This window comes from Helicobacter ganmani (genome assembly GCF_003364315.1).
In the GTDB taxonomy this organism is placed as follows: domain Bacteria; phylum Campylobacterota; class Campylobacteria; order Campylobacterales; family Helicobacteraceae; genus Helicobacter_D; species Helicobacter_D ganmani.
On record NZ_NXLS01000005.1, the window covers coordinates 20,736 to 46,517 of the forward strand.

25 protein-coding genes and 2 tRNA genes are annotated in these 25,782 nt (G+C 35.8%); 15 read left to right on the forward strand and 12 right to left on the reverse strand.

Annotated elements, in window-relative coordinates:
- Positions 1-113 precede the first annotated feature (113 nt).
- Together CQA43_RS05635 and CQA43_RS05640 are read left to right on the forward strand one after the other, a co-directional pair.
- Positions 114-998 (forward strand): DnaJ C-terminal domain-containing protein, encoded by an 885-nt coding sequence (locus CQA43_RS05635; RefSeq protein WP_115551649.1) that lies wholly within the window; start codon positions 114-116, stop codon positions 996-998.
- 9 nt (positions 999-1,007) lie between these two features.
- Complete coding sequence (locus CQA43_RS05640) at positions 1,008-1,376, forward strand: heat shock protein transcriptional repressor HspR (protein ID WP_115551650.1); 369 nt, start codon at positions 1,008-1,010, stop codon at positions 1,374-1,376.
- A gap of 26 nt (positions 1,377-1,402) precedes the next feature.
- Here the strand turns inward: CQA43_RS05640 and thiE are convergent, their stop codons facing one another.
- Entirely contained in the window at positions 1,403-2,029 is a 627-nt protein-coding gene (thiE, locus tag CQA43_RS05645; protein ID WP_115551651.1) for a thiamine phosphate synthase, read from the reverse strand.
- A gap of 64 nt (positions 2,030-2,093) precedes the next feature.
- On the opposite strand from thiE, the gene hypF reads away from it, so the two are divergent.
- Positions 2,094-4,514: a carbamoyltransferase HypF gene (gene hypF, locus CQA43_RS05650; protein ID WP_115551652.1), complete on the forward strand. Its 2,421-nt coding sequence runs from the start codon at positions 2,094-2,096 to the stop codon at positions 4,512-4,514.
- Between the two features lie 150 nt (positions 4,515-4,664).
- Here hypF and CQA43_RS05655 read toward each other — a convergent pair.
- The 3 genes from CQA43_RS05655 to rpsT all read right to left on the reverse strand — a co-directional run bounded on the left by CQA43_RS05655 (position 4,665) and on the right by rpsT (position 6,276).
- A tRNA-Ser gene (locus CQA43_RS05655) sits at positions 4,665-4,755 on the reverse strand.
- 99 nt (positions 4,756-4,854) lie between these two features.
- Positions 4,855-5,925, reverse strand: a complete 1,071-nt coding sequence (prfA, locus tag CQA43_RS05660; protein ID WP_115551653.1) for a peptide chain release factor 1 — start codon at positions 5,923-5,925, stop codon at positions 4,855-4,857.
- A gap of 75 nt (positions 5,926-6,000) precedes the next feature.
- Positions 6,001-6,276: a 30S ribosomal protein S20 gene (gene rpsT / locus CQA43_RS05665; protein ID WP_115551654.1), complete on the reverse strand. Its 276-nt coding sequence runs from the start codon at positions 6,274-6,276 to the stop codon at positions 6,001-6,003.
- An 80-nt stretch (positions 6,277-6,356) separates the two neighbouring features.
- Between rpsT and glmM the strand changes: the two genes are divergently transcribed.
- The 3 genes from glmM to CQA43_RS05680 all read left to right on the forward strand — a co-directional run bounded on the left by glmM (position 6,357) and on the right by CQA43_RS05680 (position 8,279).
- The gene (gene glmM / locus CQA43_RS05670; RefSeq protein WP_115551655.1) at positions 6,357-7,694 is read left to right on the forward strand and encodes a phosphoglucosamine mutase; all 1,338 of its coding nucleotides are present in this window, start codon (positions 6,357-6,359) and stop codon (positions 7,692-7,694) included.
- Positions 7,688-8,179, forward strand: coding sequence for a signal peptidase II (gene lspA / locus CQA43_RS05675; protein WP_181881638.1), 492 nt, complete (start codon positions 7,688-7,690; stop codon positions 8,177-8,179). The genes glmM and lspA overlap by 7 nt, the downstream gene beginning before the upstream one ends.
- 24 nt (positions 8,180-8,203) lie before the next feature.
- Positions 8,204-8,279, forward strand: a tRNA-Val gene (locus CQA43_RS05680).
- 40 nt (positions 8,280-8,319) lie between these two features.
- Here CQA43_RS05680 and CQA43_RS05685 read toward each other — a convergent pair.
- On the reverse strand, positions 8,320-9,435 hold the full coding sequence (locus CQA43_RS05685; protein WP_115551656.1) for a phospholipase A: 1,116 nt from the start codon (positions 9,433-9,435) through the stop codon (positions 8,320-8,322).
- Between the two features lie 193 nt (positions 9,436-9,628).
- Here CQA43_RS05685 and kpsM point away from each other — a divergent pair, with 193 nt between their 5' ends.
- From kpsM to kpsS, 5 genes are read left to right on the forward strand one after another with little or no spacing between them, the layout of a single operon-like run.
- Entirely contained in the window at positions 9,629-10,393 is a 765-nt protein-coding gene (gene kpsM / locus CQA43_RS05690) for a capsule polysaccharide transporter KpsM (RefSeq protein WP_115551657.1), read from the forward strand.
- A complete protein-coding gene (locus CQA43_RS05695) occupies positions 10,390-11,046 on the forward strand; it encodes an ABC transporter ATP-binding protein (protein WP_115551658.1) in 657 nt (218 codons plus the stop codon). The genes kpsM and CQA43_RS05695 overlap by 4 nt, the downstream gene beginning before the upstream one ends.
- The gene (locus CQA43_RS05700; protein WP_115551659.1) at positions 11,047-12,174 is read left to right on the forward strand and encodes a capsule biosynthesis protein; all 1,128 of its coding nucleotides are present in this window, start codon (positions 11,047-11,049) and stop codon (positions 12,172-12,174) included.
- The gene (locus CQA43_RS05705; protein ID WP_115551660.1) at positions 12,174-13,901 is read left to right on the forward strand and encodes a polysaccharide biosynthesis/export family protein; all 1,728 of its coding nucleotides are present in this window, start codon (positions 12,174-12,176) and stop codon (positions 13,899-13,901) included. The genes CQA43_RS05700 and CQA43_RS05705 overlap by 1 nt, the downstream gene beginning before the upstream one ends.
- 27 nt (positions 13,902-13,928) lie before the next feature.
- Positions 13,929-15,191: a capsule polysaccharide modification protein KpsS gene (gene kpsS, locus CQA43_RS05710; protein ID WP_115551661.1), complete on the forward strand. Its 1,263-nt coding sequence runs from the start codon at positions 13,929-13,931 to the stop codon at positions 15,189-15,191.
- Between the two features lie 82 nt (positions 15,192-15,273).
- On the opposite strand, the gene CQA43_RS05715 is transcribed toward kpsS, so the two are convergent.
- The 5 genes from CQA43_RS05715 to CQA43_RS05735 form a co-directional block, all read right to left on the reverse strand.
- On the reverse strand, positions 15,274-15,627 hold the full coding sequence (locus CQA43_RS05715; protein WP_115551662.1) for a hypothetical protein: 354 nt from the start codon (positions 15,625-15,627) through the stop codon (positions 15,274-15,276).
- On the reverse strand, positions 15,628-17,004 hold the full coding sequence (locus tag CQA43_RS05720) for a cytochrome P450 (protein WP_115551663.1): 1,377 nt from the start codon (positions 17,002-17,004) through the stop codon (positions 15,628-15,630).
- The gene (locus CQA43_RS05725) at positions 17,004-18,134 is read right to left on the reverse strand and encodes a hypothetical protein (RefSeq protein ID WP_115551664.1); all 1,131 of its coding nucleotides are present in this window, start codon (positions 18,132-18,134) and stop codon (positions 17,004-17,006) included. The genes CQA43_RS05720 and CQA43_RS05725 overlap by 1 nt, the downstream gene beginning before the upstream one ends.
- 134 nt (positions 18,135-18,268) lie before the next feature.
- Positions 18,269-18,946 carry a response regulator gene (locus tag CQA43_RS05730; protein WP_115551665.1) on the reverse strand — a complete coding sequence of 226 codons (678 nt, stop codon included), beginning with the start codon at positions 18,944-18,946 and terminating at the stop codon, positions 18,269-18,271.
- A 15-nt stretch (positions 18,947-18,961) separates the two neighbouring features.
- A complete protein-coding gene (locus CQA43_RS05735; RefSeq protein ID WP_115551666.1) occupies positions 18,962-20,548 on the reverse strand; it encodes a sensor histidine kinase in 1,587 nt (528 codons plus the stop codon).
- 198 nt (positions 20,549-20,746) lie between these two features.
- Between CQA43_RS05735 and CQA43_RS05740 the strand changes: the two genes are divergently transcribed.
- Positions 20,747-21,064 carry a c-type cytochrome gene (locus tag CQA43_RS05740; RefSeq protein ID WP_115551667.1) on the forward strand — a complete coding sequence of 106 codons (318 nt, stop codon included), beginning with the start codon at positions 20,747-20,749 and terminating at the stop codon, positions 21,062-21,064.
- 35 nt (positions 21,065-21,099) lie between these two features.
- Complete coding sequence (locus tag CQA43_RS05745; RefSeq protein WP_115551668.1) at positions 21,100-22,161, forward strand: alanine racemase; 1,062 nt, start codon at positions 21,100-21,102, stop codon at positions 22,159-22,161.
- Positions 22,162-22,191: 30 nt separating this feature from the next.
- Here CQA43_RS05745 and CQA43_RS05750 read toward each other — a convergent pair whose 3' ends face one another.
- A complete protein-coding gene (locus tag CQA43_RS05750) occupies positions 22,192-22,632 on the reverse strand; it encodes a thiamine-phosphate pyrophosphorylase (RefSeq protein WP_245944238.1) in 441 nt (146 codons plus the stop codon).
- On the reverse strand, positions 22,607-23,320 hold the full coding sequence (locus CQA43_RS05755) for a Bax inhibitor-1/YccA family protein (RefSeq protein ID WP_115551669.1): 714 nt from the start codon (positions 23,318-23,320) through the stop codon (positions 22,607-22,609). The genes CQA43_RS05750 and CQA43_RS05755 overlap by 26 nt, the downstream gene beginning before the upstream one ends.
- Before the next feature lie 109 nt (positions 23,321-23,429).
- Here CQA43_RS05755 and gap point away from each other — a divergent pair, with 109 nt between their 5' ends.
- The gene (gene gap / locus CQA43_RS05760) at positions 23,430-24,434 is read left to right on the forward strand and encodes a type I glyceraldehyde-3-phosphate dehydrogenase (RefSeq protein ID WP_115551670.1); all 1,005 of its coding nucleotides are present in this window, start codon (positions 23,430-23,432) and stop codon (positions 24,432-24,434) included.
- The gene (locus tag CQA43_RS05765; RefSeq protein WP_245944239.1) at positions 24,431-25,780 is read left to right on the forward strand and encodes a M99 family carboxypeptidase catalytic domain-containing protein; all 1,350 of its coding nucleotides are present in this window, start codon (positions 24,431-24,433) and stop codon (positions 25,778-25,780) included. Before gap ends, CQA43_RS05765 begins: the two co-directional genes overlap by 4 nt.
- Positions 25,781-25,782: the final 2 nt, after the last annotated feature.

Below are 25,782 nucleotides of genomic sequence, written 5' to 3' on the forward strand. Positions count from 1 at the left end.
GCAATTATAACACTAAAAAGAAAAGTTGCCAAATCCTTACAAAGTTGATTGACATAAACTAAAGTTTTATTATATAATAAATTATAAAGTTTTAAATATTTTAAGGAAATAAAATGTCAAAAAGCCTTTATGAAACACTTGAAGTCTCTCAAGATGCAAGTAGTGAAGAAATCAAAAAATCTTATCGTCGCTTAGCAAGAAAATACCACCCAGACATCAATAAAGACGCGGGAGCAGAAGAAAAATTTAAAGAAATTAATGCCGCTTATGAGATTCTAAGCGATGAAAATAAACGCAAACAATACGACCAATTTGGAGATTCTATGTTTGGCGGACAAAATTTCCATGATTTTGCCCGCGGACAAGGCAATGTGAATTTAGACGATATTTTAAGTCAAATTTTTAGTGGAGGATTTGGGGGTTTTGGAGGAGCAAATTTTGGCAATGCGGGCTTTGGCGGATTTGATTTTAGTCATTCGGGTTTTAAAAACACACGAAATCAGCCCAACTTAGACCTCAATGCGCAAGTTACGATTCCTTTTACTACCGCAATTTTAGGAGGCAAACATAGTGTAAATGTGCAAGGCAAAAATTATGATATTAAGATTCCAGCAGGCATTAAAAATGGAGAGACCATTCGCCTAAAAGGCAAAGGGCAAACAATAGGGGCGCAAAGCGGGGATTTGTTGCTTAAAGTCAGTGTCTCTCCTCACCCACAATACACACAAGAAGGTGATGATTTGACAAAAAAATTTAATTTACCTCTAAAAATTGCATTATTTGGTGGCAAAATTGAAATTGAAACCTTGCAAAAAACAATTACTCTAAAAATACCAAAAAATACCAAAAATTCACAAAAATTTCGCGTTAAAGAGCTCGGCGCAATGAATCGCAAAACAAAAATTTATGGCGATTTATATTTAGAAGCAAACATTATTTTGCCCGATTGTGATTCTATGCCTAATGAGCTCAAAAACGCATTGGAAAAATACTTATAAGGAGATTTAATGTATAGTTATGATGAGCCTGTTTATTTAATCAGCGTTGTAGCCAAGATTCTAGCAATCCACCCGCAAACCTTACGACAATATGAACGGGAGGGACTAGTAGAACCGGGTAGGACAGATGGAAAAATGCGCCTTTACTCCCAACGCGACATTGACAAAATCAAAATGATTTTGCGCTTGACACGAGATTTGGGAGTCAATCTTGCAGGAGTGGATATTATTTTGCGACTTAAGGATAGGTTAGATGAACAGGACAAAGAGATTGAAGAGTTGCATCTTAGCCTAGAAAAACTCAAAGCCAATCAGCCGAGTAAATCTGTCATCAAAAAACAAAGCTCCTATGAAGTCATTATCTTTAAAGACCGCTAAATACAAATACTTAAGAATCCTGGAATTTAACAATTCCAATTCTTAATAAGATTTTGAACATTTTGCACAATGTCTCCTCGCCAAATACCGCTAATGCACGCTACCATTTGTGCTTCTTTTATTTGTGCAATATTTTGGGCATTAATCCCGCCAATCGCACAAGCTGGAATAGAGTGGGACATCATAGAAAATTGCTTAAATAAACTCAAATCCATTCTTTTAGCCTGTGGTTTGGTGAGAGAGCAAAAGCAAGATCCAAAGGCGACATAATCCGCCCCTGCTCCGACCGCTGCTTTGGCTAATTCCAAACTCCCATAACACGAAACACCCAAGATTCCACGATAATCTGCGCGAATTTGCCTTAATTCCTCTAAGGTATAGGGCGTGTCGTCTGCTTTTTTTCCGATATGCAAAGCCTCAACCTTAAGATTTATCGCCAATTCCACTCTATCATTGAGGACAAAAACCACATTAGAATCCTTGCAAATTCTCTCCAATTTGGGACAAAGTTCTGCTATTTCTTCATCACAGCTTTCTTTATCACGCAATTGGAACAATGCTATTCCACCTTGAATGGCAGCCTGCAAGGATTGTTCTAATTTATCTTTTGGCGTCAAAAGAGTATCGCTAATCGCGTAAATTCCTTTTAACATTATTCTATTCCTAATCAAAAATATTTTAAAATTCTATATTTTAAAAGGTAAAGAGAATTTAAAAATGCCCAAAAACAAAACAAATCCATCAAAAACCCCTCCCAATTCTCCGCTCTTAAGCTATGAATTTCGCTTGCAAGGCGTAGTGCAAGGTGTGGGATTCCGCCCTTTTGTGTATAAAATCGCAACCAAACACAACCTGAAAGGCTTTGTATGCAACGATACGCAAGGAGTTTTTATCCTAGTGCAAGGAAATAAGAAAGACTTAAAAGCCTTTGCAAAAGATTTACAAAATCCTCCAAAAGCAGCGAAAATCGCGCATTTCTCCAAAAATCCTTGTTCTGCACATAAACTTTATCAAGATTTTACGATTCAACAAAGCCAGCAAAACTCTCTTTTAAGTGCTACGATTCCAGCGGATATTGCGCTCTGTCAAAATTGCTTAGAGGAATTGTTTGACCCCAATAATCGCCGCTTTGGCTATTCATTTATTAGTTGCACAAATTGTGGCGCACGATATAGCCTCATCTCTGCCTTACCTTATGACAGAAAGAACACTGCAATGCAAAAATTTCAAATGTGCAAAGAATGTCAAAGTGAATATGATAATCCAAATTCACGCCGATTCCATTCAGAAATTAACTGCTGTCAAGTTTGCGGACCAAAACTATTTTACACCCATCATTTAAAAGACTTTATTACCGCAAAAGAATTCCTAAAAAACATTCCCGATTCCGAACTCTACGAGAAAGCAAAAAAACATAAGCTACATTTTGCGCACAATCCCTTAGAAGAGGCGATTAAGGATTTAAAAAAGGGCAAAATCCTAGCTATTAAAGGAATCGGAGGCTATGCGCTTGTATGCAATGCACTCAACACTGAAGCAATCACACTCTTAAGAGAGCGCAAACATCGTCCTAGAAAGCCTTTTGCGATTCTATGTAAAGACTTAAAAATGGCAGAACATTATGTGCAATTAAACGCAGATGAAAAGGGAATTTTAACCTCACCTATCGCACCGATTCTCCTTGCAGAGACAAAAAGCGTGGAATCACATACTAAATCCCACGCCCTGCCACTACACTGCATTGCCCCAAATCTTAAGACTTTAGGCATTATTCTGCCTTATGCGCCCTTGCATTATTTGCTGACCCATGCATTAGACTTTCCGCTGATTTTTACAAGTGCAAATTTAAGCGGAGAGCCTATCATCAAGAGTTTTAGCGCAATCATAGAGCATTTAGGAGAGGTATGCGATGGAATCTTATCCTATAATCGTGAGATTTTAAATGCAATAGACGATAGTTTAGTGCAATCTTATCATTTAAAAGAAAAAAATCTTTTGGGAAATTTCCAAGTTATGCGTCGTGCTAGGGGGTTTTTGTGTGATATTTCTTTGCCACTTGACACAAATCATTCTCAAGATTTCATCGCCTTAGGAGCACAACAAAAAGCAACTTTTTGTCTGCATTTTCGCAACAAAACCCTTTTAAGTCCGTATTTGGGAGATTTGGATAATCCAGCAAGTCTAAGTAATTTTATCAATACACAGCAACTTTTTTGCACGCAATACAAAGCAGATTTTAAAACCTCTGTGTTAGATTTACATCCAAACTACACACAAAGAGATTTTGTAGATAAAAACACACAAACCCACTTCGTCCAACACCATTTTGCGCATTTGCTTTCTAATATTGCAGAAAATTCCATTGAACACGAAGTTTTGGGTGTAATTTTTGATGGCACAGGCTATGGAATAGATGGCAACATTTGGGGTGGAGAGTTTTTAAAATGGAATCCTAGCAAACCTTTGGAGTTTTCTCGTGTCGCACATTTTGATAATTTCGCGCTTTTAGGGGGTGAAAAAGCCATTAGAGACATTCGGAGGCTTGGTTTAGAAGTCCTATTTAATGCTTTTAAAGAGGATTATACGCAATTAAATTTGCTCTTATTGAAATCTTTAAAGCAAGAATTTGGGGATTCTACACTAGAAACCTTCTATCATTTCCACCAATCAGACAAAAAAATACTCTGCAACTCTGTAGGGAGATTATTTGACGCAGTGAGCGCACTTTGTGGGGTTTGTTTCAAGGTAGATTATGAGGGAGAGGGTGGAATGATTTTAGAATCTCTTGCCACAAAAGATAAAACCCCAAAGGCTTATCCTTATGAAATAAGAGATAATCTTATCTTATGGCAATTTTTAATTCAAGCCATTTATCAAGATTTGCAAAATGCGATTCCTCTACCACAAATTGCATTCAATTTTCATTATACTTTAGCAAAAATCATTGCTGCCATTGCACAAGATTCTACAAACATTGCGCTTAGTGGCGGATGTTTTCAAAACAAGCTCTTAACACAATTAACACTAGAAGCCTTAGAGGGCAAGAAAGTCTATTTACATCATCAAATTCCCTGCAATGACGGCGGTATTAGCTTCGGACAAGCTTATTATCAATGTCTATCCTTGCGAGATCCTTAATTATAGATTGCTTCGGCTTAAAAACCTCACAATGACTAAAGCAGTATGGTTCTTGTAAGATTTCTGCAAAGATGACGAGGTTAAAGATTATTAAATTTTCTAGCTAATTAGAATTAAAAATATTTATCATTTTTGCTGTGGAAATTCAAGTGGCGGACAGAGAGAGATTCGAACTCTCGGTAATCTTACGACTACGCATCCTTAGCAGGGATGTGGTTTCAGCCAACTCACCCATCTGTCCTTGTAAAAAAGAAGCATAATTATATCTTTTTTAAGTAAAACAAAACTTAAATTAAACTTTTAAAACTCTTACCTGCTTTATTGCTTAAGAGAATTATGCCTAAGAGATGCCACTATTCTGCAAAGCTTCTGCTTGAAAATATGCCACAATAGGGTCAATCACCATATCCAAATTACCGCTTAACATAATTTCTTCTAAGCTATACAATGTTAAACCCACGCGATGGTCTGTCAGGCGATTCTGTGGATAATTGTAAGTTCTTATGCGCTCACTTCTGTCGCCACTTCCTACTTGTGATTTTCGCTCTTGCGCATTTTGTTCCATTTGCGCTTCTAATTGCTCTTCATAGATTCTAGCTTTTAAGATTTTCAAGGCTTTGTCTTTGTTTTTGTGTTGAGATTTCTCGTCTTGCATAGAGACACTAATACCTGTCGGGATATGCGTAATTCTTACCGCGGAATCCGTAGTATTGACGCATTGTCCCCCGTGCCCTCCTGCACGAAACACCTCAATTCGCAGGTCATTGGGATTAATCGTAACTTCCATATCATCTACTTCTGGCATAATCGCCACTGTGATTGCCGAAGTGTGAATGCGCCCTTGTGATTCTGTTTCTGGCACGCGCTGCACACGATGCGTGCCGCCCTCATACTTAAGTCTTGAATATGCTCCCTTACCTTTTATAAGGGCAATCACTTCCTTATAGCCACCAAAATTATTTTCACTAGAGCTGATAATCTCTACTTTCCACGATTTTAATTCTGCATAACGCACATAAGTGCGGAATAAATCGCCTACGAAAATTCCCGCTTCATCTCCACCTGTACCAGCGCGCAATTCCAAATAAATATTTTTGTCGTCATTTGGGTCTTTTGGGAGCAAAAGAATCTTAATTTCTGATTCTAAAGACTCATTTTGCAATTCTGCTTCTTTGATTTCTTCTTTTGCTAAATCTCCCAAATCTTTATCATCTAATAATAATTTATTCTCTTCAATACTTTGGAGATTCTTAAGGTATAGACGCGATTTTTGCACCAACTCTTCTAAATCACTTTGTTCTTTGCTAAGCTCTGCAATACGTTTAATATCTTTTAAAATCTCTGGGTCAGTTAGGAGCTTGTTAATCTCATCATAATGTTTGATGAAAGGCTGAAGCTTGGAAGCTAACATAAGGAAACTTAAAGGCTAAATTGAGGTAAATTTACTCTCATACAAATCAGAAAAACAGAATCGCAAACGCAAAAGTTAAACGTTTGCTAAAGCAAGTTTTTTTACTGAAGTGTTGAGGCGACTGATTTTTCTAGCAGCAGTATTTTTTGTCAAGATTCCTTTGCTGACATAGCTGTGGAAGTTTTTGTTGATTTGCTTAAATACTTCTTGAGCTTTGTTTAGGTCTTTTGCAGCAATTGCTTCGCTTAAATCTCTTGTCATATTTTTAATTCTTGTTTTATAATAGCGATTGCGTTCGGTGCGTGTTTTTGTTTGACGAATACGTTTTTGCGCAGATTTATGATTTGCCATAGGGTGTTAATCCTTTTATAAAAATTTTAAGCTATAATTTTAGCTGATTTTTTATTAAAAGCAAATAAAAAGGTATAGAAATGAAACTTTTTGGAACAGATGGCGTAAGAGGCGAAGCGGGCGTGAAACTTGACGCATTCTGTGCGCTCAAACTTGGAATCGCAGCAGGCATTTATTATCGCGAACATTCTAAAACAAACAGAATCCTTGTCGGCAAAGATACTAGACGCAGCGGCTATATGCTTGAAAATGCTCTTGTTAGCGGACTTACAGCAGTTGGATATGAAGTCATACAAATTGGTCCAATGCCTACACCCGCGATTGCCTATCTCACAGAAGATATGCGGTGCGATGGAGGGATTATGGTCAGTGCAAGCCATAATCCCTTTATGGATAATGGAATCAAATTTTTTGGGCGCAGCGGTTATAAGATTGATGAAAAAGATGAGGCAAGAATTGAAAAAATTTATCACGATACTCATCAACTTGAAAATGCTCAAAAAAGAGGAAAAGAAGTCGGTTCTAGTAAGCGGATTGACGATGTTGTGGGACGCTATATTGTGCATATTAAAAACTCTTTTCCAAAGGATTTATCTTTGCACGGAATCCGTGTCGTGATAGATTGCGCCAATGGTGCAGCTTATAAGGTCGCACCTACAATTTTTAGCGAACTTGGAGCAGAAGTTTTTGTCATCAATGATGAACCCAATGGCTTCAATATCAATGAAAATTGTGGCGCGACACAGCCGCTTATGCTTCAAGAAGAGGTGCGCAAAGTGCGTGCAGACATTGGATTTGCACTTGATGGCGATGCAGATAGGCTTGTTGTTGTAGATGAAAAGGGCGAAGTCGTGCATGGTGATAAACTCATCGGAACTTTGGCACTCGCCGCCAAAGAAAACAAAACATTGAAAAATAATACCGCGGTTGCAACAATTATGAGCAATTATGCTTTAGAGGAATTTTTAAAAGAACATCAAATCCAATTGATTCGCTCCAATGTGGGAGATAAATATGTTTTAGAATCTATGCTTGCACAGGACTTGAATCTTGGTGGAGAACAAAGCGGACATATTATTTTTAGTGATTTTGCAAAAACAGGAGATGGGTTAGTAAGTGCCTTGCAAACCATTGCCTATATTTTAAAATCTAAAAAACCTGCCTCCAAAGCCTTAGATTGTTTTAAACTTTATCCCCAAATCTTAAAAAATTTAAATGTGGATTCCAAACCTGCATTGGAATCGCTAGAAAATTATCAAGCCTTGCTTGAAACCATAGAATCACATAATATTCGGCATTTAATCCGATATAGTGGCACAGAAAATAAGCTAAGGATTCTACTTGAGGGAAAAGAAGTTAAAAAATTAGAAAAAATAATGCAAGAATGTGAAACCTATTTCAAGGGAAAAATTTGCTAGTCCTTTCATCGGATTTATATCAAAAATGGATAAATTTTGGTATAGCATTTGTTATTATTTTTGCATTAGACCAGTCCATCAAATGGTCCTTTTTATTGCAAGGCTATCAGTTTGGCGATATGATTTATGAAACTCGCTTTGTCTCTCTCCTTCTTGTTTATAATAAAGGTGTAGCATTTTCTATGTTCGCATTTTTGGGAGATTGGCTAAAATTTTTGCAAGTTTTACTTCTTTTTGGAATCCTTATTTACTTATGGAAAAATCAAGAATTCGTCCAATCCCATACTCTCCCTCTTGGAATCATTTTTGGAGCGGGATTTTCTAATGTCTTAGACCGCTTCATACACGGAGGAGTAGTGGATTATATTTTTTGGCATTATCAATTTGAGTTTGCAATTTTTAACTTTGCAGATGTGATGATTGATTTAGGGGTTGTTCTTATACTTTATCAAACATTTTTAAGAAAAGATAAAAGTGTGTCGTGATAGAATCTCGTCTTTATTTTATTTGGTCGCGTAGCTCAGTTGGTAGAGCACTACCTTGACATGGTAGTGGTCGCTGGTTCAAGTCCAGTCGTGGCCACCACTTTACAAAGATTAAAGCAAAATCCCAAATAAATATTCTCCTAACGATTAAACAAAATACCAATACCAAAGCGATTAATGGAGTTATTATAATCCTGCAAACTCTCCCCATATCCATTGAAAAATTGCAAATACAAATAAAGATTCTTATAAATTGGGTAGGAATAATCCAATAAAATAGCTCCCTTATTATCCTCTCTCAAATTATTCCTCAAAGTCGCTGTAAAGAGATGTTTGTTCCATAAATAGCCAAAACTCAAATCGCCATAACCTAAGTATTTAGTAATATCTGGATTATCGTCCTTTTCAGCCTTTTCTGGGATTCTATACCAAGCCCTTAAAGAAGCAACAAAATTTCCATAACTATAAATTCCCTCCGCAAAAATCCTATCCCAACTACGAGAATGGCTCAAGTCACCACCATTACTTTGATGTAAATAGCCAAAATTAATACGATTAAAAAATAAATCATAATTCTCCAAAGGATAGCTAAAATATAAACTCGGCTCATAATTGCTTTCACGAAAAGGTCTAGAGTTTTGATTATCATAAAGTTGCCAAAAACTTTGTTGCGTATAGGCAAAATACAAATCTAAATCTTGCGCAAATAAATCATCTAATAGTTTTTTCTTAATGCTAATTTGGAATTTTGTCTCCACCTGTTTATTTTGATTGGGTTCTTTTGAGCTGCTTATATTCATTGGGATAATATAATTAAATCTATCTGGCTCAAAACCTAATAACCCGCCCATAAATTCATTGCGCTTAAAACGTCCCTCATAGGGTGTTTTCTTATCAGATTCTACCTCATAAATAGCAGAATCCTCCTTTGCAAGGCTTTGATGCAAAGATTCTTGCTTTAATGAGGAGATTAGTTGATTGGAATCCATTGGGGATTCTGCTTCTTGAGGCTGCACAAAAGTAACATAAACCTTTTTATCTTTTGGCAAATTTAATGTTAATTGATTTGTTTTTTCTGTATCTACTTTTATAACTTCCAATACTTCCATATTTTCGTTCAAAATCAATACTTTTAACTTTTCATCGTTTTTAAACTCTAAGGAATCCGAAAGTTTGTCTTTGGAACTATTTGCCCATAAATTAAAAGAACATATAAAAACAAAAGCGATTATTTGTAGAATCTTATTCCAAACCATATAAAAACACCAAATTCATAGAAATCCATTTAGATTATTTATTGAGTAATTTACATTACTATAACAAATTTATTTTTTTTTGTCAATTTATACTTAATTCAAGCAAACTTCTTTTATAATTAATGATTTAATCATCAAGTAAAATTTATTGAGATAAAATATAATTTTTTAAAGAAAAGAGAGTTTTTTATAAATGACACATATTGTGCAGGCACTATTTTTGCGGGAGCTAAAAACACGTTTTGGCAAAAACAAACGATTAGGATATTTTTGGGTCATTGGAGAACCAATGTCGCATATTCTTTTTTTCTTAATTATTTTTACCGTGATTCGTGCAAGGTCTATTCCGCAAGTTCCCGTGGAAATGTTTTTAGTTACAGGATTTGTGCCATTTTTTATGTTTAGAAACATTATTCAGCAAATTATATCTGGAGTGCAAGCAAATCTTGCTTTGATAGCCTATAAACCTGTTAAGCCTATCCATGTTTTTATTGCACGCGCACTTCTTGAAATCTGCATTTATTTTTCTATTTTTATTATCTTTATGGTGGGATTTGGGTGGTTTTTGGATTTGCCTATTTTGCCTGTGAATTTTTTAGAAGTTCTCATTGCTTTTTTTGGATTAGCTCTTTTGGGATTTGCAGTAGGCATTTGTCTTGCTTTTTTAAGTAGCGAGTTAGAATATACACAAATCTTCATAAGTTATGGAATCAATGTTTTTTACTTTGCCTCTGCAGTTTTATATCCTTTGTGGATTATGCCCAACCATATTGTAGAGCTTCTGCTTTACAATCCCGTTTTGCAGCTTCTTGAAATGTTGCGAGAAAATTATTTCCCCAATTATCCTTTGACAAATGGAATTAATTTTATTTATCCTTTTTCTATTGCGGTTATTCTACTCTTCATTGGGCTTTGGTATTATTTTTTCCGTTATAAATATCTAGGACAAATCAAATGATTAGGCTTGAGCATCTCACAAAATCCTATCCTTTGAACAAAGGGCGGCATTATGTCTTTAAAGACTTAACCTTTGAATTTCCCGATGATTGCAGTATCGGACTTATGGGACGCAATGGAGCGGGCAAATCCACTTTAATGCGAATCTTAGGAGGAATGGATATGCCAGATAAAGGAAGAGTTATCACAGATAAGAAAATTTCTTTCCCTATTGGGATTGGAACGCATTTTCAATCCTCACTAAGCTCAAGAGATAATATCAAATTTCTTGCACGTGTTTATGGCTATAAAGGAGACGCATTAAAAGAAAAAATCGCTTTTGTGGAAGATTTTGCCGAAATTGGTAAATTCTTTGACGAACCTAGTGGCATCTTATCATCAGGGATGAAATCACGTGTCTTATTTGGTATGAGTATGGCGTTTGATTTTGATTATTATTTGATTGACGAAGCAGGAGCAGTAGGCGACCCAGCTTTCAAGAAAAAAAGCGAGGCACTCTATCAAGAAAAACTAAGCACCTCTAAGGTTATTTTGGTTTCTCATAGTGTTTCAGAAATCAAAAAATGGTGTCATAAAATCATACACATTCAAGATGGTGTAGCAAAAGTCTATGATGATGTAGATGAAGGCATCAAGGCGTATCAAGGACAATAAATGGCTTTTTTAAAATCCCTTTTGCAGCAACCCGGCTTCCAAAAGCTTTTACCTTTCCTTAAAAGCTTCAGAATCGTATATGCGCTAATGATATTTGTAGTTGCTTACTATTTACTCATTGCAGCTGACCGCTATGTAAGTTCTATTACTTTAAGTGTGCGTTCTATCAATAATGATATTACACCCGTTAGCGGTTTGGCTTCTCTTATTGGTGTAAATTCAAGCGCAAGAGAAGATGTGCTATTTTTAAAACAATACATTCACTCTCTTGATATGCTCAATATTCTTGATAAAGAGATTCAACTCAAAAACCTTTACGCCTCCCAAATAAAAGACCCTTTCTTTATGTTGCGCAGCCATGCAAGTCAAGAGAGTTTTTTTAAGTTTTATCAAAAGAGAGTAGAAACCGTCCTTGATGATACTTCTGGATTATTACAGGTGAATGTTGAAGGTTTCTCACCACAAGATGCACAGACCATTGCACAGGCTATCTTAAAGGAATCCGAACGCTTTATTAATGAAATCTCACAAAGTGCCGCAAGAGAACAAATGGCATTTGCAGAACAAGAACTTTTAAAAGCAAAAACACGTTTGCAAACTGCCAAAAATGAGCTTTTGGCATTCCAGAGTCGTTATGGCGTTTTTGACCCACTCAAACAAGCAGAAGCAAAAGCCAACCTGACAACAGGAATTGAAAGCAAAATTGCTGAAAAAGAAACACAATTAACCACTATGCAAACCTATCTTAACGAAAACGCACCACAAATCATTATGCTAAAATCTGAAATTAATGCTTTGAAAAAACAATTAGCCAAAGAAACTTCCAAAATCGTTTCTTCTAGCAATTCCAAACGACTTAATGATTTAGCAGCAAGATTTCAAGATTTGACCATTGAAGCACAATTTGCTCAAGACGCATACACCGTAGCACTTACTTCCATTGAAACCACGAGAATAGAATCTAGCCGTAAAATCAAGCAACTTGTTGTGATTCAAAATGCTAGTGAGCCACAAGACCCAGAATACCCCAAAAAGATTTATAACATTCTCACCATTTTTGTGCTTTTATCCGCCATTTATGGTATTGTTAAACTCATCGCAATGATTATAGAGGAGCATAAATACTAATGAAAAAATCCGTTCAGACACTATTAATCAGCTTTTTCTTTGCAGCTTTTGCACAAGCTGTTGATGTTTCATCTATTTCAGCTACCCAACCACCCTATCAAGAGCAAACAGAACAGAATTATCCGCCACAAAATACACAACAAACAACACAAAACCAAATGCAAGCCCAACAGACGATTCCTAATTCTCCTGCAACCAATACACAAAATCTCCCCGAGCAGTTGCCCGCCGTATTTGGAGCACATTTGTTTAATGGCAACTTCACACAAGCTTCTCAATCACTCTACAATCCAGATTATAAAATTGCGGTGGGGGATAAAATCAACTTTAGAATGTGGGGGGCAGTAGAATTTCAACAAGAATTAATGGTAGATTCACAAGGCAATGTGTTTATCCCAAGTGTTGGAGCAGTTAATCTACTAGGCATTAGAAATGGAGATTTGGTCAAAGTTCTAAAATCAAGCATTGCAAAAATCTACAAACAAAATGTTTTCGTTTATGCTGATATGAATGTTTATCAAAATGTTTCTATTTTTGTTACAGGAAATGTGAATCGTCCGGGTCTTTACCAAGGCTTGAGTTCTGATTCTGTTGTGCAATACTTAGACAAAGCAGGTGGAATCAACCTAGAGTATGGAAGTTTTAGAAATATTGAGATTCTACGCAACAATAAAATTGCACTAAACATTGACTTGTATGATTTTCTTTTTGAGGGCAAAATGAAGCTATTTCCTTTTAGGACAGGTGATGTGATTTTAGTCAAAAACATTGAAAACTATGCTTTTGCAGAGGGAGATGTGCAAAAGCCTTTCCGATTTGAGCTTAAAAACAATATCAAAACCCTGCAAGATTTGGCAAATGCAGCAGGAGCAAAACCTATCGTAACCAATGCAGTTGTGCGCTCCTATTTGCCCAATCACACGATAGATGTTGTATCCTATAACAAAAAAGATTTCCAATCCGTGCTTTTAAGAGTAGGCGATGAAGTGGAATTCCGCCCAGATTACAATGCCGAAAATATCCATATTACGATAGAGGGGGAACATAGTGGCTTGCACTCTATGGTTGTCAAAAAAGGAACAAGCCTAGCAGAGGTTGTCTTGAAACTTAAACCCAATCAACAATCCAATATTGATGCGATTCAGCTTTATCGTGTAAGTGTCGCACAAACGCAAAAACAACTTATTGAGGCACAATTAAAAGAACTTGAAACCATTGCACTAACTTCCTCCTCCGTTACTGCACAAGAAGCAAGTATGCGCGCAAGTCATTCTCAGATGGTGCTAGAGTTTATTGAGCGCGCAAAAAATGTTCAACCCAAAGGTCAAGTTGTTTTAGAAAACAAACAAGCCTTTACCAAAACAATCCTTGAAGAAGGTGATATTATTAACATTCCCGCAAAAAGCAATTTAGTGCTTGTGCAAGGGGAAGTTGCATTACCGGGAGCTTTCACTTATGAACCAAACAAAAGTTTGCGAGACTATATTAAATTAGCAGGTGATTTCACTGAACGCGCAAACAAAAAACGAATCTTAGTCATTCGCTCTAATGGCAAAGCGGAACGTTACAATGGAAATTGGTCATCTGGCACTAAAACAATACAACCCGGGGATTCTGTGCTTGTTTTACCAGAAATTGAAACAGGACGAGGATTGCAGATTACAAGTATCTTGACACAAATTCTTTACCAAGTGGCAGTTGCAACTAAAGTCATTTTAGACCTTTAAGATAAAAAGCCAAATAAGAATTGTCCAATGCAACTAGATAATGCAATTTCACAATTTAGAGATTCTAACATTCTCCTTTTACAAGGACCTGTGGGTCCTTTTTTCTATCATTTGGCACAAAAACTCAAAAAAAATAACAATCAAGTTTTTAAACTAAACTTCAATGGGGGAGATTTGCTTTTTTTTCCTTTTAAAGCACAAAGTTATCGCGGTCAATTAGCGGATTTTGAAGAATTTATAAGACATTTTTATCTCAATCATAAAATCCAAAAAATTTTTATGTTCAATGACTGCCGCCCATTGCACAAAATCGCCATTAAAGTAGCCAAATCCCTGAAGATTCCTTATTTCATATTTGAAGAAGGCTACATTCGCCCAAACTTTATTACATTGGAAAATAAAGGTGTCAATGCAAATTCCACACTTCCAAAAGACCCACAAGTTTTTTCAAAATTTACCCCCCAATCCAAAGAACAAGAATACAGCATTAAGCATTCTTTTAGAAATATGGCTTGGTTTTCCTTTTTGTATTGGTTTTCTGCTTTTTGGTGTGGATTGTATTTTAACAATAAGCTACATCACCGTAGTTTAAGTGGTATGGAAATGTTTCCTTGGTTTCTTTCGCTCTTTAGAAAATATCTCTATAAATTTAGCGAAAAAGAAGACATTGAATTTATTTTAGAATCCAAAAAACAATATTTTGCCCTTATTTTACAAGTGCATAATGATACACAAATCAAAAATCATTTTGAAGGAAGGAGGATTGAAAACTTCATTAGAAACTCTATTCGCTCCTTTGCGCAACACGCAAAACCTCAACATTTTTTAGTCATCAAGCATCACCCAATGGACAGAGGCTATAAAAATTACAAGATTTTTATCAAACGACAAGCAAGAAAATATAATGTAAATAGTCGCGTCATTTATTTGCACGATATACATTTGCCTGATTTTTTACGTAATGCGTTAGGCTGTATCGTCATTAATAGCACAACAGGACTTTCAAGCATTTTGCACAAATGCCCCACAAAAGTATGTGGTAGCGCATTTTACGACATCAAAGGATTGACATTCCAAGAACCCTTAAGCAAATTTTGGAGTGGTGCAAAGAAATTTAAAATTGACCAACAACTTTTTGTAAATTTCAGAAAATATCTAATAGAGCATAATCAAATCAATGGTAGTTTTTATGGCTCTCTTTCTTCTAAAATATCCCCCCCCCCCGCACAGAAATACGTGAGAAATTCCGCTGGAATGGGAGAGCGCATTAAAACAATCCAAAAAACCTAATAAACCTCTACATTTCTTGTGAGATTCCATTGTAGAATCGTGGCAATCTCCTAAGCACAACTATGCAAAAAACAAAGGCGCGCTACAACTGCTTGCCAATTGTTTGGTCATTCAAACGTTTCCTAAGCACCAAATCAATAATTGGCTGCTCTCTTGAATTCGCGCGTTTGCAATGATCTTTTTGAAAAAAATCTGTAAGCTTTATTACAATTTTTGCCCATTTTTTATCCTTCTCACGCCATGCGTGTGAAGAAACAGACTCCCAAGCATAGCCATTAAACAAAGTTGCATTCACGAAATGATCTAATGCACGCACCCCTTGTCTCACACGCGATACCTTGCCAAAAGTTCCCACAACCACAATTAACAAATAGCCAACCACCATTAAAGGAACGAGTGCGCATAGCAATAAAGTCCCTGCTAATTTTTCTTTCATTTAATTTTTTCTTTGTGTGAATTGAATCTGCATTCCATTTGCCGAACGAATTGTAAGACGCCCTACGACATCTGGAACAAAATTTTCTTGCAATTTTAATTGATAATTTCTCAAAATATTTGCCAAAATCAAAACTGCCTCTTGCATTGCGAATCCCTGTCCAATACAAATGCGCTCTCCCATTCCAAAGGGCAAATAAGTGTCTTTCTGAATTACATTTTTCTCCTCAAAACGACTAGGGTCAAACTCGTGCGGATTTTTCCAATAGCTTTCGTGCCTTTGAATCAACCAAGGAGCAACCACAACACCAGAGCCTTCTTTGACTAATTTGTTTTGAATCTTAACCTCTTGCTTTGCAGTCCTTGCAAAGAATCCAACAGGAGGATAAAGTCGCAAAGATTCTTTGAAAATATTAGAAACATATTTTAATTTGCGCAAATGTTGCAAAGTAAGAATCTCCTCTCCTGCGACTTCATAGATTTCTTGATAAGCCTTTTCTTGTTCCTGCGGTGAAATGCTTAAAATATATAAAGTCCAAGTTAAAGAACTTGCGCTCGTCTCGTGTCCTGCCAAAAACAGCATTGCCACTTGGTCTAAAATCTCTTCAAAGCTGAATCTTTCGCCACTTTGTGGGTCAATCACTTCAAGCAATGAAGCCAAAATATCCTCATATTCTCCACCCTTTCCCGCACTCACCGCATCATAACGCGGTTTAATAATATCTGCTAACACTCTACGAATCGTATCCCCTGCCCTCATTCGCTTGCGCTCCCCTAAGAGATAAGAAATCCATTGTGGAATGCAAAACATTTTACGAATCGCTGTATGCACGGTTTGCTCTTGAAACACTACAAAAGCGTCCAAGACTTCTTTGCCTTGTGATTCGTCTAGCTTTTGGGATAGAATCGTGCGAAAAATTACATCTGCTGTTACAAAGGTCATCACCTCATCTATCTCTATGATTGCGCCATTTGGATAGCGGGAAAGCTTCTTCATCATGTCTTCTACGGCTTCATTCATTAAGCCAAAAACTTTTGTAATGCGCGCCTGCTCAAAACTCGGGCGCAAAAGCTCCCTTTGTTTTTGCCATACTCCACCATTTGTTGTGAAAATACTCTCACCAAGCAAAGGCTTAAGCAGCTGATGTAACCAATTGCTTTTGGGAAATTTTTGCACCTCATCTACCATTACACGACGCACATCTTTAGGGTGATTAACGATGTAAAGGTCAAAACCGGGCATTTTAACCTGCCCAGATTTCATTTTGTAGCTTTTTTCATACAAGCCATCAAGCCAAGAACGTCTTTTGAGTAAAAATGTCGTCAGCAAGCTTGCTTTATTTTTATGTGGCTTAGGGAAGAATGGACATTGTCCCATTAGACGGCTCCTATTTTGGATTCTAAAGTGTTTTTGCCACCAATGAAATTAAAAAAATCGTATGAACCTAAAATCTCATTAGAATACAGATACAAAAAATGTGCCAAATACCAATTATATCGTATTTTCTTATAAGTCTGCGGGGTAAAAAGCTGATGGAATCTAGGCGATAAGAACTTTGGTTTAAACTTTGCTTGGATTCCAGAAGCGCGAAAATAATCAAGCAGAGGAAAGCAAGCCCCATCAATCTTAGCGGTAAAATCAAACCACACAAGAGGTGCATTTCCAAGCGTTTGCAAATCCATCTTAAACTGCCCGCAACTTTTCTGAAAACTTACAAGCGGTATGCACTGCCCAAGCGTTAGAATCTTAAAACATTTCAAATCCAACTTTTGCTCCTGTGCAATTCTAACCACCCTTGCCGCAACACTCATTGCTAAAATCGTTCCCACACTATGCGCGCACAAAATCAATTCATAATTCTTTGTTTCTTGTTTTTTTTGCAACACATTGAGAATCACATTGCTAAACTCGTTGATGAGAGCTTGAGATTCTGCAATTTTGCCCGCAGCATATTTTGCGCAAAACACATAAATGTTAGAAAGCCAAAATACTGCAAATTTCTTGCCCAAATATAAAATGACTTTCGTAACACTCCACAAGCACACTAACACACAAAGAATCGCAGCAGCAAGATTCCAAGATTCTAGCATTTGAAATAAATAAAAAATCCCAACAAAACTGACTGCATAACTTAAGCAAAAATACACAATGGGATACAACCCAGCAATTAACTGCGTTTTAGATTCTTTGGCAAAAACTCTAAAAATGCCAGAAAAGATATAGGTTTTTAAAAAATAAGCAAAATCAAACACAAAATCACACAAGCTTTTTGCCCAATATTTTTTGACGACACTATCCCATTGCAAAAAATGATAATTAACTTGCGATTCCTCTCCAACAATCACACAACAAGGAATCTCATTTTTTTGACTACAAGGAGAAATGCTAAGATTTAATCCATTAAGATAATTTTGCTTGTAAAGATTCCGCTTCAAAAGTGCATAATAATAGCGATAACTGCGTGGGTCATAACCTGCGAGATAAAACACATCTTTTTTGTTTTCCATATCCTAACTTTCTTCAAGCTACTTAAGCTTTTTCTTGCACTTTAACATTTACTCTTTTGTCTCAAATTATAACGATTTCTAGATTAAAAACGCCAAAAACTTAAAAACTTTAAAGGTCTAAGAATCTTGAATGATTAGGATTCTTCTTTGTATTGTGAAATATCGGGTTGAAACTTATAAATTTTGTTTTTCAAGCGCACGAGCAAGCCCGTATCAATAAGCTGATGAAAAGTTTTCACCACGGTAGGCTTACTTACACCCACTTCTTGCACAATATCTTCATAAGAACCATAAAAAATATTTTCATCATTGCTATGCTCAATTAGATATTTAATAATTTCAATTTTCTTGCCACCCACGAAAACAGAAATCGCATTTAAAAGCGCATTTTTAGCACGCAATTCATTTGCCTGATATTTTGGCAAAATCGCGCGCAAAATTGTTTTTAAAAGCTCCTCTACATCAATAGGTTTTAAAATATACCCATCTACTCGCAATTCAATACAATCTAGCAAATAATGGGTTTCAGTATGCGCAGTTACCACGATGACGGACAAATCCCAAAGCGGATTCTTACGAATCTCACGCAGAAGTTCTATACCATTTAATTTAGGCATTAAAATATCCGTAATAATTAAATCTATTGTTTCGTTTTTTAGAATCTCCAAAGCCTCTTTACCATTGCGAGCCACCACAAGTCTATCCACATAATCTTCAAGCACCATAGAGGCAAATTTCAAAATATCTTCCTCATCTTCAATATAGAGAACTTTTAAGTTTTTTAAAATCTTTTCATCATTTTTTGACAACATTGTCTCTCCTTGATTTTAGCTTTTTAATGGAATCCTGATTATAAATTGCGCTCCACAACTTCCATCTTTAATAGGACAATTTGGCATACATACTTTTTCTTGGCATAAAATATTATTATAATGCACATTGCGCACCTCAATACTTCCTTCCATTTGTTTTTCTATGATTTGCTTAGACATATACAATCCAATTCCTGTGCCCACAGATTTATGTTTTGTCGTAAAATAAGGCTCAAAAATCTTTTGAATATCCTCTAGCTTAATCCCGCCACCATTGTCTGTAAATAGAATCTTAACGCAACTTTTAGAGGAAAATTCCTTGCATATTTCACCATTTTCTATACCTACCACAATACGAATTCTAGCAGGTGAAATCAGACGCTCTTTTAAAACATCTTCCGAATTTTTAATAAGATTCAAAATCACTTGTGAAAAAGCACTTTTGTAACCATACAATTCAATATCTTGAGGGCAATCTACTACGACACTAATTTCATTTTGCTTTAAAAAAGCATCTACAAGCGAAATAGAATCTTGGATATTTGCTCTTAAATTAAATACTTCTTTATCACTAGAGGAATGAAAAAAATTACGAAAATCCTCAATCGTTCGGGACATTGCTTTAGCAATTTTTAAACCATCATGGACTTGCAAATCAATAAATTCTTGTGTGAGCTTACCATTTTGAGATTTCACCTTAAAAGTCTGAATCAACAGCATAAGGGCATTCAAGGGTTGCCTCCACTGGTGTGCAATATTGCCAATCATCTCCCCCATACTTGCAAGCCTTGCTTGTTGATACATAATCTGGTCTTTCTTGCGACTTTCTAGCACTTCTTGCTTAATTTTTTCTTGCAGTGAGTTATTGAGATTCTGTAATTCTTTGGTTTTTTCTTGCACTTTTTGTTCAGACATTGCATGCAGGCTTTTAATATTACGCAAAATCAAAAAACTAAGTAAAATGGTGGTGAGCATAATCAAGCACATCATCACCAAAACAACTTTATGCACTACACTATGTAAGGCATTATTGCGTGCTTTTTTAATCTCCACAAAACGCAAACTTGCATCAATCATACGTGAAATTTCAACATTCAGATGATTTGCACTTTGTTCAAAAATCTCTTCTTTGGAAACTTTGAAATTTTGCAACGAAGCAAGATAATAGCTAATTGCGCTATCAAGGTGGTTTAAATGTGTTTCAAAGCTAGATTTTTCATCTAAAATTAAATTTTCTCCACCAAAGAGATAATAAATTTTTAATAAAAAATGTGTGAAATAGCTCTCATTAACGAGATTGTTTTGTATGTTTCTATAATTTTCCCATTGTGCGATAATGGTTTCTTGTGCTTTGACAATTTCTGCTTCCTCTAATCTGTGTGCAATGAGAATGTTTTGGGCATTTGTAATGCTTTTATGCAACTCTTCTAAACTAATAAGAGATTGGCTATATTCAGTAAATAGGACATCATAATCATATTTTAAACTAAAATAATATACATAAGAAACAACCGCTAAAGAAAGCAATCCTGAAGCAATATTGAACACTAGCACGTGCGTTTTTGCTTCTAATGTTGTTCCAAAAATCCTAAATATTTTCAAATCTCAATCCCAAATCTTTAAGAAATAATTTGTGCGACATTGTAACACTAATTTGCAAGATTCCTCATAAAACCCGAAACAAAAATCCTCAAACTTTTAATAAATTTGCAAAAAATTCAAGAATCTTACAAAATTTTAGAATTCTTTTATACTAAAAGGATATGATTACAAATATACTTAATTTTAAAGGAGTTTAGTATGAAAAAGATTTTGTTAGGAATCGTATTGGCAACTGGCTGTTTAATGGCAAGTGATGGTGCAGCAATCTACAAAAAATGTATTGCGTGCCACGGAGTAAATGCTGAGAAAGTTGCTCCCGGAAGCAAAGGTGGTATAACAATTGCTGGAATGGACAAAGCAAGACTCGTAGAGCAACTCAAAGGTTATGCAGCGGGAACTGCAGATAATGGTGGCGCAAAAGCAATCATGTATGCAAACATGAAAAACTTTAAATTAACTGACGCAGATATTGACGCAGTAGCAGACTATATCTCTAAACTTCCTGCTGCCAAATAATCTTTCTCCCACTTGTTGGGAGATTCTTTTAATCCATGCCTTACTTACAAATAGACTCTCAAAAGTTTTTGCATAATTATCAAATTATTTTAAACACTATTGCCCCTAAAAATCCAGAAAAAATTGCTATTGTTCTCAAGGACAATGCTTATGGGCACGGGCTTAAGCAAATTGCTGAACTTGCTAAACGCGTTAAAATACAAAATGCCTTTGTAAAAAATACTTATGAAGCCTTAGAAATTGCACCATTTTTTTCTTACATTGCAATTCTATACCCCCATTCTCTACCTTACGATTCCCTTTTTAAAGAGGCATTGCAATCACCCAATATTTATTTTTGCGCCCATAGTTTAGAATCTCTAAAAAACTATCCCAAAGGCACAAAGATTGAATTAAAAGTAGATAGCGGAATGCACCGCAATGGAATCGCAAAAAATACATTAAACCAAGCCTTTAAACTCATTGCTCAAAATGCTTTAGAACTCAAAGGAATCTACACACACAATGGATTTGGAGATGATTTCGGTAGTGAATTTTATACGCAAAATACGGAATTTTTAGCAATCAAAGAGGAATCTTTGAAACTCTGCGCACATTACAATCTTCCACGCCCGCGATTCCATTCTCTAAGCTCCTCTGGTGCGTTTCGCGCAAAAGATACACAACATGATTTACAAGATGATTTATTTCGTATTGGAATTGCATTTTATGGTTATTTATGTCAAGATTCTGCCTTTGCTACGCTCAATCTTAAGCCTATTGCGGCACTCTTTGCGCAAAAAATCTCCACCTTAATGCTTAAATCCAATGCAAGGATTGGCTATCACGGCGTAAGCACCTTAAAAGAAAATATAGTTTCCACTTATGACATTGGCTATGGCGATGGATTATTTCGCTTGCGTGAAGGTATGCAAGTCTGTAGTGCAGAGGGATTCAGAATCCTACCTCGCGCCTCTATGGACTGCATTAGCATAGAATCCGCACAGGAAGAAGTTTGTGTTTTCAATGATGCCCGAATATTTGCACAAGCATTCGGAACAATCCCTTATGAGATTTTATCTCATTTGCACGCCTATATCCCAAAAGTTATCATTTAATCTAATGAATCTCCTCAATGCAACACAAAACTAAAATCTATCGGGAAAAATCTCTAAAATCACTCGTTTTTCTAAATCATAAAGCATATAACGAATCGCTTTAAACTTCTCACTTTCCTCAATAAAGTCTATTTTCAAAATCTCTTCAAGCACGCGAGCAGATTCTTGTGCTCGTTTAAAATTAGCAATAAAAACACTTTGAAGGTTTTCGCGATTTTGTTCTTCTTTTGTAGAAACTTTTAAGACATCTTTATTAGAATCACGTGTATCCAACAAATCCAAATAAAATTCTATGCGACATTGATGACGAAGATTTTTAAGTATAGAAGCAAAATTTTTGTGATTGAATCCATAACGCAAAATATCTTCAACTACACGAATCCCTTCGCGCAAGCGATTGAGATTTGCATCTACAATGCGCAAAGTGCGCAAGGAAGAACTTGAATTATTCTCTTGAGTTAAAGATTCCAAGAATTTGAAGCAAAGAAATAAATAAATTTAAGAAGTCTAAATACAAACTCACTGCCGCCATTACAGGGCTATCATATAAGCCACGCACAATATTTTGTGTATCATAAGCAATAAAGATGCTGAACAAAATTGCACCCACTCCCGCCAAAACAACTTGTAGAATCGGGCTTCCCAAAAATAAATTAATCAAAGAACCCACAACTACAACAATCAGTGCAATAAATAGCATTTTACCCATACTTGCTAAATCTTTTTTCGTGCGCAATGCAAAAATACTCATCACACCAAAAATCGCTGTTGTTAGCAAAAATGCTTGAGCTACAATCTCTGCTCCACCTGGCATTCCTAAGATTCTACTAAGAATAGGAGTGAGCGTTAAGCCTGTCATAAAAGTAAAAGCAAAAAGCAACAACAAATTAAGACCTGCTTTTGCTCTTGCGAACATTAAACCAAACAATAAAGCAAATTCCAAAATCACAAATCCAATATAATATTGTGAAACTAAATATCCCAATGCAGAAATTCCAATGTATGCACCCACTGTTGCCGCAAGTAAAGAGCCTGCAAAAAGTTGATAAGTTTGTTTTACAAAACTAATGAGTGCAATATCGCTTTGTGCGAAAGCCTCATTATTTGTTTCATTCTGATAACCTTTATAATTCAAGGGTTTTCTATCGTATAATGACATTTTAGCATTCCTTTATTTTAATTTTAAGGTTGCGATTATATCTAAAATTCACTAAGAATAGCATTAAATATGTTACAATTTTACTTTATTTAAAGAATTATGGAGCAAAATGGAAAAAATTAAAATTTTTATTAATGGATTTGGCAGAATTGGACGCTGTATTACACGTGTTGCGCTCTGTGAAATGCAAGATAAAATTGAAATTGTTGGCATTAATGACCTTGCAAATCCAGAGATTTTAAGCTATCTTTTAACGCACGATTCCGTGCATCAAAATACCTCAATCCAATGTGGAGAAAATTCTTTCATTTTTAATGGTGTCAAAATTCCTTTCTCCCAAAAGAAAACACCCAAAGAGATTGATATTTTAGGGGCAGATATTGTCATTGAAGCAAGCGGTTTATTTTTAACACAAAAAGAAGTGGAATCCCACTTGCAAAAAGGGGCTAGACGCGTGATTTTTTCTGCTCCCGCAAAAGACGATACAAAAACTTTTGTCTTAGGAGTGAATCACAAGGATTATCAAGGGGAAAAAATCATCTCCAATGCGAGTTGCACTACTAATGCACTCGCTCCTATTGTTATGCTGCTAGACGAAGCATTTGGCATAGAAAAAGGAATCTTAACAACCATTCATAGTTATACTAATGACCAAAATCTCATTGATGCGGCACATCACAAAAATGACTTTCGTCGCTCACGCGCAGCAGCGGTTAATATTATTCCAACAACAACAGGTGCAGCCAAGGCATTACACTTAGTTTTGCCACGAATGAAAGACAAACTGCACGGACACAGCGTGCGTGTTCCTGTGCCAAATGTCTCTATGGTCGATTTGAATGTAAATTTACTTCAAAAAACAAGTGCAAAAGAAATCAATACACTTTTCAAAGAAGCAACCAATAACAGACTTCAAGGAATCTTGGGCTTAGATACGAATTTTGGCGTTTCACAAGATTTTGTTAATTGCCCATTAAGTGGCGTCGTAGCACTTGATTTGACTTTCGTATTGGGCGAAAATATGGCAAAAATTATGACTTGGTATGATAATGAATGGGGTTATTCCCATAGAATCTTAGAAATGGCTCATTATATTTTAAAGGACGAAATTTGAAAAGTATAAAAATTTTTATTCATATTTTACTTAGCCTATGTCTATTTAATGAAATTGCGATAGCAGAAAAAGCAAAAACAAATACAAAAAAAGAGTTGCTAAAAAAGAATACACCTTTTGATATTTATGAACTAAAAGGCAAACAAAATGGAACAACCTTATTAGTCATCGGTGGAATCCACGGAGACGAGCCGGGTGGATTCTTTACCCCCGCATTGCTTGTAAATTTCTATCAAATCAAAAAAGGTAAAGTAATTGTTGTGCCAAATTTAAATCCGGATAGCATTTTAGCCTTTAGGCGCGGAGTCTATAAAGATATGAATCGTAAGTTTGCCACTATTAAACGCAATGATCCAGACTTTGATAATGTCCAAGCCATCAAAAAACTTATCACTAATGAAGAAGTTGATTTTATCATCAATCTTCACGATGGACACGGATTCTACCGAGAGAAATGGGAAAACTCCATTTTCAACCCTAAAGCTTGGGGACAAACTTATGTGATTGACCAAAAAACTTTAGACAATGTAGCCTTTGGGGATTTGGATTCCATTGCCAAACAAATAGAGTCCAAACTTAACCAACGCCTACATTATGACTTTCATACCTTTGGTGTGCGCAACACAGAAACGCGCATCAAAGATGAAGAGCAGCAAAATTCTCTTACTTTCTTTGCCATTACACACTTAAAGCCCTCGTTAGCGATTGAAACAAGCAAAAACATCACCGAATTACCCCTTAAAACACTTTATCAACTAAGCTCTATTGAAGCACTAATGGAGATTCTAGGAATTGAATTTGAACGCAAATTTGACTTAAACCTAGAAAATGTCGCTCAAAAAATCAACGATTTTGGTAGCGTCAAAATCAACCATAATGTTACCCTTAAGCTAAATGGAATCCGAAGCTTTATCAATTTTGCTCCGCTTTTAGCGCAAAATAATGTTTTTGATTTCACTCACCCTCTTGGACGCGCAAAAAAAACAAAAGAGGGATATGAAATCTATATTGGGCACAAAAGAATCAGCCTGCTAAAGCCTGATATTTTCCCTATGCAATGCAATGTGAAAGAAGTTGAAATAGAGCTAGACAAAGAAGTAGTAAAAGCAAATTTTGGTGAAACTTTAGATTTCCAACAAAATTTCTTAATTCGCGGACAAACAGGTGTGCGCGTCAATGTGATAGGCTATTCTAAAAAAGGAATTGTGAGCGAACATGGGCTTACCATTAATAAAGAAAATATTGATAAGCGATATTCTTTAGACAAAGCAAAAAGTATCTTTCGTGCAGAATTTTATCAAGGTAAAAATTTCTGCGGTATGATTAATTTGCACATAAAAGAATAACA